The organism is Butyrivibrio sp. YAB3001 (genome assembly GCF_900112195.1).
Classification (GTDB): domain Bacteria; phylum Bacillota; class Clostridia; order Lachnospirales; family Lachnospiraceae; genus Butyrivibrio.
In genome coordinates, this window is the sequence record NZ_FOKR01000002.1 from 528840 (window position 1) to 543400 (window position 14561).

The following is a 14561-nucleotide window of genomic DNA, read 5'->3' on the forward strand; positions in this document are numbered from 1 at the left end:
CTCCATTATTCAGTAGCACTAAAACTGTCTAAAGGTAACATCTGCTGTGTATTTCCGTCTGAAATTATGACCTTCAGACCAGGAAGGACATCTTCCATAGTCTCATAGAACAATCTCTTCTTTGTTATATAAGGCTGAAGCTTGTACTGCTCATACATCTCATTAAATCTTGCAACCTGTCCCTCAGCCTCTGCGATTCTTGCCTGTTTATAGGCTTCAGCATCCTGAATGATCTTATCTGCATCAGCTTCTGCCTTAGGAAGTTCCTCACTCTGATACTTCTTGGCATTATTTACTGCAGTATCTTTTCCCTGCTTGGCAGTTTCAACAGATTTAAATGCCTGAACAATTTCTTCTGTCGGAGGCTCTGCATCCTGCACAGAGAGGTTAACAACCATCATTCCGATATTCTTTTCTGTGAGCTCTTTTTGAAGAGTCTCTTTTACCTCAGACTGAATCTGTCCCTTTGCAGTTGTGATTACATCATCAACTTTGTAATTAACCACTGTGTTTCTGATGCAGGCGAGCGCCATATTCTTCATGATGACTTCCGGCGAAACAGAGTTATAATATGCTGCTACCGGGTCGCTTACCTTGTACTCAAGATAAAAATCTATATCAACAAAGTTAAAATCAGAGGTGATCATAACTCCCTCATCATCAACTGTGATATTCTGACCGTCTTTGATTGTGTAACCAATACCAATTCCATGAGTAGTCATATCTATTGTATGAACATCCTGTATAAATGGAACTTTAAAATAAAGTCCGGCAGTATCAACTCTTAATACCTTGCCAAACATCGTAAGTATAGCCTGCTCCTGCTCTTTTACAGAATAAAAGCTTTCACCCACACAAAAAAGAAGAACTATCGCAATGGCTATAAATATGATCAGTTTCGGGCTTTTCTTAGCAACATCCTTATATCCATGAGGCTGCTGCATGTTTCCTTTTTTTCCAAACATAAACTCTCTCCTTGAATTTCTGTGATTAAAAGATAATCGAGTAGGAAAAACTCATTCCTACCCGATCACGCTTTTATCATACCAATCGCAAAAACTATAACGAACCAAAATTACTGGAAGTTAGTAATAAGAGCTGCGATTCTAAGAACAAATAATGCAAAAACAATCCACATAACAGGACTGATTTCTTTTACCTTGCCCTCGATAACTTTAAGGATAACCCATCCAAGAATAGCGAACATGATACCTGTAGCAATTGAATATGAAAGAGGCATCATTACAAGTGCAAGATAAGCTCCGATTGAATCAGCGATATCTCCATTATCAAATTTAACCTTTGTAATGCTAAATACCATCAGCATTCCTACATAAATAAGTGCAGGAGCTGTAGCAAATGAAGGGATTGCAAGGAATACAGGGCTAAGAACAAGTGATACAAGGAACATTACACCTGTTGTAAGAGCTGTAAGACCTGTTCTACCACCTGCTGCAACACCGGCGCTTGATTCAACAAAGCTTGTTACTGTTGATGTTCCTAAAAGAGCACCACAGGTTGTACCAACCGCATCAGAAAGGAATACTTTTCCAACTCTTGGAAGATTGCCATCTTTGTCAAGAAGTCCTGCCTTGTCAGCAACACCTACTACTGTTCCAACTGTATCAAAAAGATCAACATACAGGAAACTGAAAGTAATAGCTACAAACTGAATGATATGAGAAGCAGCCCATCCAAAGTTAAGCTTGAAAGCTGTCTGTGAAACAGCGCCAATCTGAAGACCATGTGAGAAATCAGGGATAAGGCTTGTTCCCTCAGCAGGAACATAAACACCTGCAACCTGAAGGATGATACCGATGATCCATGTAGCGAGGATTCCGATAAGAACACCGCCTGTAACTTTGTAATAAACCAAAGCTGCGATAATGATAAGTCCTACAAGAGCAAGAACCATATCAAGATCATTAAAGCTTCCAAGTCCTACTACTGTAGACTCATTTGCAATAATAATTCTTGCATTCTGCATTCCGATAAATGCTACGAACAGACCGATTCCGGCAGAAATACCAAACTTAAGATTCTGAGGAATGCTGTTGATTATCTGCTCACGGAATTTGAAGAAAGAAAGAATAATAAAGATAATACCTTCTACAAAAACTGCTGTAAGAGCAATTCTGAAAGGATCCTCTTCTCCTGCAAGTTCTCCAAGACAAACTGTATAAGCAAAGTATGCATTAAGACCAAGTCCTGCAGAAAGACCGATAGGATAATTTGCTAAAAATGCCATAAAAAATGTTGCAATAGCAGATGCAATAGCAGTTGCAACAAAGACAGCGTTGGCACTCATTCCTGAAGCACTAAGAATATTTGGGTTTACGGCAAGAATGTACGCCATTGTCAGGAATGTGGTAAGACCGGCAATAACTTCCTGTTTAACAGTAGTGTTATGCTCTTTTAGTTTAAAACACTTTTCCAACATACTTTTTTCCCTCTCTTTGAGATAGTTTAATTGTCATTTATAGTAAGCGGCATTATAAGCCGCAGGCTATACAGATTCCCCCACTATATTTATCTGTTTAAAATTCTTCCGATAGCATAAACAATAGAATAAATGTTGTCATAAAACTCAAATGCAACATGTGCCATAACCGAAATATAGATATTTCTTGTAACCACATATGCAATCGTAACAGGTATTCCCATCAGCATCCATTCTGCAATTCCCAAAAGTCCATGCGCCCTGGATACTGCACACAGGATAAGACTTGCAACTGACAATAAAAATACTTTTTTCCTGCTTCCGAACGATATTATGGCTTTTCTGAAGAAAAGCTCTTCTGCAACCGGCTTCATAATTATCATCATCATCGCATAAAAAATAGTAGGAATAATGTCATTACGCGTAATTATGCTGATAGTGCCATCCTTCACAGCATAAAAATTGGGCAGGATAAGTCTGTTCTTGATCTGACTTGCGATTAAAAGTCCAAAAAATGTTATAATGACAGGAATCCAAAATCTCTTAATTCTCTTCAGATTGCGTGAAAATTTACGAAAAGAAAACTGTTTATGAAAATAATAATAATAAATCAGTAAGCCAAGATAAAATATAAAAAACAAATGAAATGACTGCTTGGGCATTATTATTGTAGAAACTACAAAAAGAAGCTCCCAGGCCAGTGGAATATATAAACGTCTCAAAGCATACTCCTTATTAAAAACAAAGAATGTCGCTTGCCGCGGATAAAATTCAAAAATAGAACATACATCCCATTTATTATATAAGTCAGTTTTAACAAGGTCAATCATATTCTTTTACATATTGAACGTATCATGCTAAAATGTGTTGTCGAAATAGTTATTAGGAGTGAAAAAAATGATTCTTTCAGTTCATAACATATGCAAATCCTTTGATGGAAAAGATATATTAAGAAATGCTTCTTTTCATATGGAAAAGGCAGAAAAAGCAGCCATAGTTGGAATTAACGGAGCAGGCAAGACTACTCTTTTAAAGATCATAATCGGCGAACAGTCTGCCGATGACGGAGAAGTAACTTTTTCCAAGGATATAACCTGGGGATATCTTGCTCAGAATCAGAACATTGACAGTGCAAACACCATATACGATGAACTTGCCGAGGTAAAAAAAGATGTCATAAAACTTGAGCAGAACATCCGAAATGCCGAAGAAAACATGAAACATCTCTCCGGCGCTGAACTTGAACAGCTCATGGATCAATATGTGCGAATGAACGATGAATATCAGCGCATGTCAGGATATGCCTGGAAAAGCGAGATTACCGGCGTTGCCAAAGGTCTTGGATTTCTTGATGAAGAACTCGGTAAACAGATAAGCACCCTCTCCGGCGGCCAGAAAACCCGAGTTGCTCTCGGAAAGCTTCTTTTGCAGAAACCTGACCTTATAATCCTTGACGAGCCTACAAACCACCTTGACATGAATTCCATAAGATGGCTCGAAAACTATCTTCTTAATTATAAGGGCGCCGTACTTATCGTATCTCACGACAGATACTTCCTTGATAAGATTGCCGGCAAGATAATTGAAGTAGAAAACACAAAGGTTACTTCTTTTACCGGTAATTACAGCGACTATGCAGTTAAAAAAGAACAGCTCAGAAACATGGAATGGAATGCTTATATCAAGCAGCAACAGGAAATCAAACATCAGGAAGAAGTTATCGCCAAATTAAAGTCTTTTAACAGAGAAAAATCTATTAAAAGAGCTGAAAGCCGCGAAAAAATGCTTGATAAGATAGAAGTTCTGGACAAACCGGTAACCATCGATGATCGCATGAAGATAAGCCTTAAACCTTCCTGTGAGAGCGGCAACGATGTTCTTGAAGCGACAGGATTATGTAAGGCTTTTGGTAATGAAAAACTCTTTTCAAACCTTGAATTCAACATCAAAAAAGGCGAACATGTGGCAATAATTGGTGATAACGGCACCGGTAAGACCACTCTTTTAAAGATAATAAATGGTGTCGAATCTCTTGACAGCGGCAAAATTGATTTTGGCGTCAAAGTCCACATTGGCTACTACGACCAGGAACACCACGTTCTTCATGACGAAAAGACTTTATTTGAAGAAATATCAGATGCCTACCCTACTCTCAACAACACAGAGATAAGAAATACACTGGCTGCCTTTCTTTTTACAGGCGACGATGTTTTCAAACGAATCAAGGATCTCTCAGGCGGTGAAAAAGGCCGTGTAAGTTTAGCAAAACTGATGCTGTCTGACGCAAATTTCCTTATCCTCGATGAGCCCACAAACCACCTTGACATCACCAGTAAAGAAATCCTCGAGACCGCGATCTCAGGTTATGAAGGAACAGTTCTCTACGTCAGCCACGACAGATATTTCATCAACAGAACTGCCACCAGAATTCTTGACCTCACTCACGGTCAGATGGTTAATTATATCGGAAACTACGATTATTATATGGAGCACGTTGATGAACAGATGCAGCGACTGTTCGGTGAAACAAACAGTAATAGCGGTTTGTCATTAAATAACGGAAGCTACAAATACTCAGACAGTAATGAAACATCAAGTAATGACTCTGCAAATACTAGTGACCTATCAGCTTCTTCATCAGCCAAGGCAGCTGCCAGTGTTTCAAAAAGCGCCAGCGGCTCCGATGACTGGAAGGCTCAGAAAGAGCTTCAGGCAAAAAAACGCAAGCTTGAAACAAGCCTTTCAAAGACTGAAGAAGAAATCTCCAAACTTGAAAGCAGGGACGCAGAAATAAACGAACTTTTATCTGATCCGTCTGTAGGAACAGATCTTGCAAAATTAAGAAAGCTCACCGATGAGCAGACAGAAATCCAGGAGAAGCTCTCAACTCTCTATGATGAATGGGAACAGGTTTCCTCTGAGCTTTCAGAATTAACCTAATAAATACAAAAAGGCCTTACCAATGGAATTGAAAGTAACACATTTTTCCCGTTGGTAAGGCCTTTCTCTTATGCACGTATTTATTCAATAAAACAAGATATATATCTATTTAGATAATAGTTTTCCAATTAAAGTTATTTACCTATAATTCACTTTAACTCTTCCGCAATAGCATCAAGGAATTCCTCACTGCCAAGTTTAACAGGATTTGGAAGTGTTGTAATAAGTGCCAGATCTCCTGTCATTCTTCCGGATTCGATAACTGACAATGTTGCTTTTTCAAGCTTATCAGCAAAATCCATGAGCTCTTTTATACCGTCAAGCTCTCCTCTCTTCCTGAGAGCTCCGCTCCATGCAAAAATAGTTGCAACAGGATTGGTTGACGTAGGCTCTCCCTTAAGATACTTGTAATAGTGTCTCTGCACAGTTCCATGCGCTGCCTCATACTCATAAACACCGCTTGGAGATACCAAGACAGAAGTCATCATAGCAAGAGAACCAAATGCTGAAGAAACCATGTCACTCATAACATCGCCATCATAGTTCTTGCAGGCCCAGATAAATCCGCCCTTTGACTTCATGACACGAGCCACTGCATCGTCAATTAATGTGTAAAAATAAGTAATTCCTGCCTCTTCAAAATCTTTTTTAAACTCATTTTCAAATACTTCGTCAAAGATTTCTCTAAATCTTCTGTCGTATGTCTTACTGATAGTATCCTTGGTGCCGAGCCATAATTCTTTTTTCTCAGAAAGCGCATATTTAAAGCATGCTCTTGCAAAACTCTTTATTGATGAATCCTTATTGTGAACTCCCTGAATGATTCCGGGCTCCTCAAAATCATAAATTGTCTCTCTGATTTCTTTTCCGTCCTCACCTGTAAAAAGAAGTTCTGCCTTTCCTGGGCCCGGAACTCTTATCTCAACATTTTTGTAAACATCGCCATATGCGTGTCTTGCCAATGTTATTGGGCTTTCCCAGGTTCTTACATTTGGCTCTATTCCCTTAACCATGATAGGTGTACGGAAAACAGTACCGTCAAGTATCGCCCTTATTGTAGCATTGGGGCTCTTCCACATTTTCTTAAGATTATATTCTTCAACACGCTCATTATTTGGTGTGATAGTTGCACATTTAACCGCAACGCCATACTTAAGTGTAGCATTGGCACTGTCAACAGTGACCTGATCATCGGTTTCATCTCTGTGCTTAAGCCCCAGATCATAGTACTCGCTTTTAAGGTCAACAAAAGGCAAAATCAGCTTTTCTTTAATAAGCTGCCAAAGCACTCTTGTCATCTCGTCTCCATCCATCTCAACAATGGGTGTTGTCATTTTAATTTTCTCCATCCTGGCCCTCCTCGTACAACTCAAGTAATCCTTTATCAACCATATTTTCGAAAGCATTTATCATGTGCTGATTAGCAAGTTCTTCTGCTTTATCAGCGTTCTTTTCCTTGATTGCCTCCATGATAAACTTATGCTCAACATTTGAAACTGCGCCGCGGCTGCTGGAAAGAGTTTTTTGTCTTACTCTCCAGACATACTGATGATAATCTTTTAAAAGATGCTCAAGCATCTTGGAATTGCAGGCTTCATACATAATGGTATGGAATCTGTTATCAAGCTCAGCCATCTGTTCCATATGACCACGGGCTGCATGAAACTCTGCAAGATAGATAACTTCCTCCATTTCTTCAAGCTGCTCGGGAGTAATGTTATCGCAAGCCCATCTTGCGCATAATCCCTCAAGCTTTGACCTTATCATATAGATATCCTCGATATCTTTTACCTTGATACCAGTAACATAAGCTCCCTTATTGGGCACAATCTGAATAAGCCCTTCAAGCTCAAGCTGCCTGAATGCCTCTCTTACAGGAGTTCTGCTAACTCCCAGTTCCTGACCAATCGCAACTTCTTTAAGTTCCTCGTGATCTTTATATTTTCCGTTAAGAATATCTTCTCTTATTCTGTTAAAAACTCTTCCCCTTAAAGAGTATTTATCAGTTACTTCTTCTTTTAAATCATTTTTCTCCATATCAGCCCTCATCTTTGTCTGAATTAACAATTTCACCTTCACGGATCACTATTCCAAGCTCTTTGCTGACTTTATCAATCTCTGTAACAAGCTCATTATCAGTCATTACGGTTACACGGCCATTGGCATATTCGTTATCAACCCAGGTCTTTATTCTGGTTACAAGTTCAGATGTCTTGGATAATGCATGCTTATCTTTAAGCTTGTAATGAACATTTATCCAATGAGCTATTCCCGCAAGTCCTGATGTATTTGAAACCGCGCTTACCGGTGGACGCTTAAGGAATTTCTCCGTGTCAAAAATATTGTAGATCTCCTCATTTTTAAGAAGACCATCCGCATGAATTCCGGCTCTTGTAACATTAAAGTTCTTTCCTACAAAAGGAGTGTTAGCCGGAACTGTAAATCCAATCTCCTTTTCGTAATACTCAGCAAGATCTGTGATAACAGTTGTATTCATGCCGTTTAATGTGCCTTTAAGCTGAGCATACTCAAATACCATAGCTTCAAGCGGTGTATTTCCGGTTCTCTCTCCTATTCCGAAAAGAGATGTGTTAACCGATGAACAACCATAGATCCATGCAGTTGTAGAATTCGTAACTGCCTTATAAAAATCATTGTGTCCATGCCACTCAATAAGTTCACTTGGCACACCGGCATTTGTATTTATCGCATAAATAATACCCTGAACGCTTCTTGGAATAACTGCACCTGAGAAATTTACTCCATAGCCCATCGTGTCGCAGGCACGCACCTTAATAGGTATTTTATATTCCTCCTTAAGTCTCATAAGTTCCAGACAGAAAGGAACAACAAATCCGAAAATATCTGCCCTTGTAATATCTTCCAGATGGCATCTTGGGCTTATGCCCTCCTCCAGGCAGGCTCTTACTACACTAAGGTAATGCTCAAGCGCCTGTCTTCTTGTCATCTTAAGTTTCAAAAAGATGTGGTAATCAGAACAGCTTACAAGAATTCCTGTCTCTTTCATTCCGATGGCTTTAACAAGTTTAAAGTCTTCTTCGCTGGCTCTGATCCAGCTGGTAACTTCCGGAAACTTGTAGCCTCTTTCCATACATTTATAGACAGCATCCCTGTCGCTCTTACTATATAAAAAGAATTCACTCTGACGGATCATTCCATTTGGTCCGCCAAGTTCATGGAACATATCATAGATATGAACTATCTGGTCGGTTGTATATGGTGCCCTGGACTGCTGTCCATCACGAAAAGTAGTATCTGTGATCCAGATATCCTTAGGCATATTGTGGGGAACTATTCTATCATTGAATGGAATTTTAGGGACTTCCTCGTAAGGAAACATGTTTCTGAAAACATTTGGACGTTTTACATCATCAAGAATGTACATATGCTCTTCAATCTGAAGCAGATTGTTCTTGTCATTCATGGTGACAGGCCGGTTCTGGAAAGTATTATTGTCTGGCATAATATTATCTCCGTTATAACGATTGACAGTTCTTTTGCGTATTATTGTATACAATCATACCATTGCTGTCAACACAATAAACGGTTCTTTTCTTTCAATATCTAAAGAAAAGAACCGTCATACTTTTCCTATTTACTTAGAACTTGGTTATTCGCGTGAAATATTTCTTTACCTCTTCAATTGGTTCCGGTTTTGCGTAATGATAGCCCTGAATATAGTCAAAGCCACGCTCTACACTGTACTGATTCTGTGATTCATCCTCAACACCTTCAATAACAGTATTGAAACCGTTCTTCTTGAACACCTCTATCATGTATCTTAAGATATCATCCATTCTGTCATCATCGAGAGATTTATAAAGAAGTGTCTTATCAAATTTTATCGTTCTTACCGGGCAATCCATAACTCTTTCAAGTGATGAATAGCCTGTCCCGAAATCATCAAGATAAAACTGGATGCCGGCTCTTGTAAGAGACGTCATATTCTCATTGGCCTGATTATAACTGTCAAACATTGCCGACTCGGTTATTTCAAATCGTAGCTTCGAAAGATCAAAATCATATTTATCCAGAATATCAAATATCTCGGAATTAATATTGTGATGCGATATTTCTTTTGACGAAATATTAATTGATATCGCATCAAAATCATAGAATTCCACAAAGCTGTCAATAGCTTTGCACACCTTATCAAGAACGATACAGGTGATGGCATGTATTGTTCCGGTATCTTCAGCAATAGGAATAAACTTGTCAGGATTAATTATCTTATTCCCGATTTTTAGCCTTGTAAGAGCTTCTGCCACCCTGAAGCTCCCTGTTTCAACATTATAAATAGGCTGAGCGTATACTAAAATTCTCTCATCCTCAAAATCAAGCTTATTTCTGATGTCCTCAAGAGCCCCTGATATCTCAAATTCTTCAAGGAAGTCATCATAATCTCTGGGAATTGTAATATAAAAATAACTGCTGTTTTGGTCCCTAAATCTTCTTGCCACATACTCAAAGTATTGTCTGCACTTCAGAAGATTATTTATCTCCTCGTAAACCTCTCCTGCTACAATCCTGTAATTAAATGGAGAAGTCAGATCAGATTTCGCTCCATCAAGCACACCCCTTATGCTGTTTACACATCTGAAAAACTCATTTTCATTATCAGTTTCCAAGACATTTACATATCGATTTTCAGAAACCCTGTACATTTTAAGTTTCAGACTTATAGACTCCATTGCCCTACAGATAGCAACTCCCTTTAAAGTAAGGTCATTGTCTTCCATCCACAGTTTTTCTATTCTTGGAAGCATAAGAGTAATGTAACAGATATATAATTTCTTTTTCCCAAGATGCTTTGTAAGATACGCATCCAAACCAAATGCATTCTGACATCCGGTTATCTCATCATAAGGATTTGAATGGAATAACATATATCCTAGTGCAAATACCGGAACATATGTCATAGAACTAAAGATTGAGTTAAAACGTCCTACGCAAAACATCTGCGCAACAAGAATCATGGCATCAACAGGCACCACTATAGATACTGCATCCCATATTACTCTTGAGACATCTTTTAAATTAGTAAGTGTCGCATTAAAGCATATAATCGCGCACACAATACCTGCGCCGCAATAATATCTCGTAAAATGAGTGATATCTATTCCTGTAAGATCACGTTTATAAAAATTACGGGAAGCAATCTCAATAATAACTCCCAAAACATAAACTACAGAAAGAATCGAATACATCACGAAAAACTCTTTTCGTTGGCTTCTTCTGACAATTGACATCATATTGACATAGGAAAAGATACAATAAAGAACTCCATTATAAACCAAAAGAAAACAAAGGAGCTGCCCTAAAAATACTTCGTTATTAAAATACTCATCAGGGTTATTAGCCACAACCAGTATCGATATGTGTATCAAAATGGCTATAACAGATAAGATCATTCCTCCAAATATATACTTATAAACATAAGTATTCTTGGGTTTAGTGTACACCATGGCACACAGAATAAGCCCCGCCAAAATGAGACCTGCAATTTCCCCTATGTAATTGTATTCAATGTATGCAATTTCGCTCATACAATAATTTTATCACATATACGTTTATTTGTAACCTTAATTGCGCTTTGCAAAAAATGAGGTTGCACAACCTTATTTGTCGTGCAACCTCATACAATCACATTTTAAAACATTTAAACATCAATCTTCAGAATTTGCTGCAGCTACCTTTTCAGCTCTGTCAGCTACTTCTTTTGCCTGAACATCTGATGGAGCCTGCTCATAGCGGTTAAACTGATACTCATAGTCACCGCTGCCACCGGTCATTGAACGGAGCTGTGTGCAGTATCCGTAAAGTTCCATCATAGGCACTTCTGCCTCAATAACCTGCTTGCCTGTAAGTGAAGGATTCATTCCAAGAACTCGTCCTCTTCTCTTGTTAAGATCTCCCATTACATCACCTGTATATGTATCAGGCACTGTAACCTTAAGAGAAACTATAGGCTCAAGAAGGATTGGTGTTGCATCCATGAAGCCCTTCTTAAATGCATTTGAAGCAGCAACCTTAAATGCCATTTCGGAAGAATCTACAGGATGATATGAACCATCATATAAAGTAGCCTTAACACCAACAACAGGATATGCTGCAAGAGGGCCTCTCAGAACTGATTCTGCAATACCCTTTTCTACAGCCGGGAAGAAGTTCTTAGGAACTGCTCCACCAACTACTTCCTGGTCAAATTCATAAGCTTTAGTAACATCTCCTAAAGGAGCAAAACGCATCTTAACATGTCCGTACTGACCATGTCCACCGGTCTGCTTCTTGTACTTGTACTCAACATCCGATGTCTTGCGAATTGTCTCTCTAAATGCAACCTTTGGCTTAGTAAGGTCAATAGCAACCTTGTAAACATTCTGAAGTTTGCTCTGAATAACTTCAAGATGCATATCTCCCATTCCATAAAGAAGTGTCTGACGGTTCTCAGCATCATTCACAACCTTAAGAGTCTGGTCTTCAGCTGCAAGTTTAGCAAGTGACTGCGCGATCTTATCGATATCGCTCTTATTCTGAGCATGATATCTCATAGCTGTATATGGTGTTGAGATATCCATCTTAGCATACTGAACAGGATTTGCCTTTGTTGAAAGAGTATCTCCTGTAGAAATATCAATTTTCTGTAATGCGCCAAGATCTCCGGCATGAAGTTCAGGAACTTCAGTAGCCTTATTGCCCTGAAGGACATAGAGTTTACCAATCTTAACCTCAGCATCTTTATTTGCTACAAACATTGTATCATCAGGTTTGATGACACCTGATCTAACCTTGATAAGTGAATACTTACCAATGAATGGATCGATCATTGTTTTGAATACGAAAGCTGTCTTAGGCTTTGAGAAATCAAAGTCAGCTTCGAAAATCTCGTTAGTATTTGTATTGATACCTGCCATCTTGCGGTTCTCAGGGCTTGGCATGTACTTAACGATATCATCAAGAAGTGTATAAATACCCTGGCAAAGAGTGCTTGAACCCATCTCTATAGGAACGATAGTGCCATCACAGACATTTGAACGAACAGCTGCTCTTATCTCAGCTTCTGAGAATGTATCTCCATTGAAATATCTGTCCATGAATTCTTCGCTTGTTTCTGCGACTGACTCAATAAGTGTATCTCTGCAAATCTTAAGGTTTGCCTGGTTATACTCAGGAACTTCGCAATCAACTACTTCTTTTCCTTCCCATCTAAAGCCCTTCTCCTGAATGACATTGACATAACCAACAAATTTTTCATTCTCACGGATAGGGAGATTGAACGGAGCCATCTTCTTGCCATACTTGTCTGTCATGTCCTGAACAACCTGTCTATAGGAAACGTCATCGATATCCATGTCAGCAACAAAGACCATACGCGGAAGCTTATACTTTTCGCATAATTCCCATGCTCTCTCTGTTCCAACTTCGATACCGGCCTTACCGGATACAACGATAATTGCAGCATCTGCAACACTCATTGCTTCTTCAACTTCACCGACAAAATCAAAAAATCCTGGTGTGTCCAGAAGATTTATCTTATGTCCATCCCATTCCAAAGGGATTGATGTAGTGCTGATTGAAATATGTCTCTTCTGTTCCTCTTTATCAAAGTCGCTAAGAGTATTTCCATCTTCAACCTTGCCCATTCTGGATGTAATACCTGCAAGATATGCCATTGCCTCAGAGAGACTAGTCTTGCCGGCACCACCATGCCCCAACAGCACTACGTTACGAATTTTGTCCGTTGTATAAACGTTCATATCATGTGTCCTCCAGTCGCAATAAATTGGGTATATTATGAGAAGTCAGAAACTCAAAGAATCATTAAAAGACTTCATCAGTCCGCAGACTGACTACTATTTATATGATATTTTAACAAATTCAATCCCAGCCCCAACAAATCTCATAAGAATATTTTACTAAAGATAACGTTCCAAAACAAGTATTTTAGGCTTTTTGCACAAAATTAAATTTCAGCCCCCACGTTGACTTTCACACGTCACAGTGCTATTGTTATGTGTATCTGAACACTGATATTTATGGGGGATTTGAGGATTCATGAATTCGAAAACCTACGGTTTTATCGGGCTTGGCCTTATTGGAGGTTCAATAGCCCGCGCAATAAAGCACTTTTCACCTGATTCAAAGATAATAGCTTACACTCCACATAGAGAAACTGTTGAGGCAGCTCACAGAGACAATATAGTAGACGTTCCGCTTTATAGGATTGGCGAAGACTTTTCTGATTGTGATTATATTTTTTTATGTGCACCGGTTGAAGTAAACAATGATAACCTTGAACTGCTTCTTCCATATATTAATCCTAAAACAACAATTACAGATATTGGAAGCGTAAAAAACAGCATCCATGAAAAAGTAAAAGAATTCGGACTTGAAGCGCAGTTTATCGGCGGTCACCCAATGGCCGGAACAGAGCGTATAGGCTATCAGAACTCCAAGGTAAACCTCCTTGAAAATGCCTACTATGTTCTGACCAAAACAGACTGCACAGATGAAGGGAGACTATCAGATTACAATGACCTGGTAAAAAACATAGGCGCAATTCCACTGATTGTCCCATATCTTCAGCACGATTACATCACAGCTGCAATAAGTCATGTTCCACATGTAATCTCTGCCTCACTTGTAAATCTTGTGAAACAGAGCGACACTGAGGACGGTCTTATGAAAACAGTCGCAGCAGGAGGTTTTAAGGACATTACAAGAATCTCCTCCTCTTCTCCTGTGATGTGGCAGCAGATATGCACAACCAATTCCGATAATATTTCCAGTCTCCTTAGCAGCTATATCGACTCTCTTATTGATATCAAGCTTGCAATTGATGAGCATGACAGTGACAAGCTCCTGGATTTCTTTTCCTCCGCAAGAGTTTACAGAGAATCCTTTGCCGATTTCTCAAGCGGACCTATTCAAAAGACTTATGTTCTTCATGTGGAAATCGACGACCAGCCTGGACGCCTGGCTGCTGTGGCAGTTCTTTTATCAGATCATTCTGTGAATATCAAGAATATTGGAATTGTCCATAACAGAGAATATGAGCGTGGAACTTTGAGAATAGAATTCCACAACGGAAAAGACCTTTCAAAAGCAAATGAACTTCTTGCGGGTAACGACTACACTGTTGTTTTGCAGAAGTAACTGC

Annotated in this window: 10 protein-coding genes; 2 read left to right on the forward strand and 8 right to left on the reverse strand. The window is 39.0% G+C overall.

The genetic code is table 11. From position 1 onward, the window contains the following. Nucleotides 1-5 precede the first annotated feature (5 nt). The 3 genes from hflK to BM086_RS02290 all read right to left on the reverse strand — a co-directional run bounded on the left by hflK (nucleotide 6) and on the right by BM086_RS02290 (nucleotide 3162). Entirely contained in the window at nucleotides 6-965 is a 960-nt protein-coding gene (hflK, locus tag BM086_RS02280; RefSeq protein ID WP_092322776.1) for an FtsH protease activity modulator HflK, read from the reverse strand. Between the two features lie 110 nt (nucleotides 966-1075). Beyond that, nucleotides 1076-2437: an NCS2 family permease gene (locus BM086_RS02285; RefSeq protein WP_092323519.1), complete on the reverse strand. Its 1362-nt coding sequence runs from the start codon at nucleotides 2435-2437 to the stop codon at nucleotides 1076-1078. A gap of 92 nt (nucleotides 2438-2529) precedes the next feature. Continuing rightward, nucleotides 2530-3162, reverse strand: a complete 633-nt coding sequence (locus BM086_RS02290) for a CPBP family intramembrane glutamic endopeptidase (protein WP_175560064.1) — start codon at nucleotides 3160-3162, stop codon at nucleotides 2530-2532. Nucleotides 3163-3337: 175 nt separating this feature from the next. Here BM086_RS02290 and abc-f point away from each other — a divergent pair, with 175 nt between their 5' ends. Further along, on the forward strand, nucleotides 3338-5380 hold the full coding sequence (gene abc-f, locus BM086_RS02295) for a ribosomal protection-like ABC-F family protein (RefSeq protein WP_092322781.1): 2043 nt from the start codon (nucleotides 3338-3340) through the stop codon (nucleotides 5378-5380). Nucleotides 5381-5529: 149 nt separating this feature from the next. Here abc-f and BM086_RS02300 read toward each other — a convergent pair whose 3' ends face one another. From BM086_RS02300 to fusA, 5 genes are all read right to left on the reverse strand, one after another. Further along, complete coding sequence (locus BM086_RS02300; RefSeq protein ID WP_092322784.1) at nucleotides 5530-6729, reverse strand: NADP-dependent isocitrate dehydrogenase; 1200 nt, start codon at nucleotides 6727-6729, stop codon at nucleotides 5530-5532. Then, entirely contained in the window at nucleotides 6716-7417 is a 702-nt protein-coding gene (locus tag BM086_RS02305) for a GntR family transcriptional regulator (protein ID WP_092322787.1), read from the reverse strand. Before BM086_RS02305 ends, BM086_RS02300 begins: the two co-directional genes overlap by 14 nt. A 1-nt stretch (nucleotide 7418) precedes the next feature. Beyond that, nucleotides 7419-8864 carry a 2-isopropylmalate synthase gene (locus BM086_RS02310; RefSeq protein ID WP_092322790.1) on the reverse strand — a complete coding sequence of 482 codons (1446 nt, stop codon included), beginning with the start codon at nucleotides 8862-8864 and terminating at the stop codon, nucleotides 7419-7421. 136 nt (nucleotides 8865-9000) lie between these two features. After that, nucleotides 9001-10947, reverse strand: a complete 1947-nt coding sequence (locus BM086_RS02315; RefSeq protein ID WP_092322792.1) for an EAL domain-containing protein — start codon at nucleotides 10945-10947, stop codon at nucleotides 9001-9003. Nucleotides 10948-11067: 120 nt separating this feature from the next. Beyond that, complete coding sequence (gene fusA / locus BM086_RS02320) at nucleotides 11068-13158, reverse strand: elongation factor G (protein ID WP_092322795.1); 2091 nt, start codon at nucleotides 13156-13158, stop codon at nucleotides 11068-11070. A 298-nt stretch (nucleotides 13159-13456) separates the two neighbouring features. Between fusA and BM086_RS02325 the strand changes: the two genes are divergently transcribed. Further along, nucleotides 13457-14557: a prephenate dehydrogenase gene (locus BM086_RS02325; protein ID WP_092322798.1), complete on the forward strand. Its 1101-nt coding sequence runs from the start codon at nucleotides 13457-13459 to the stop codon at nucleotides 14555-14557. Nucleotides 14558-14561: the final 4 nt, after the last annotated feature.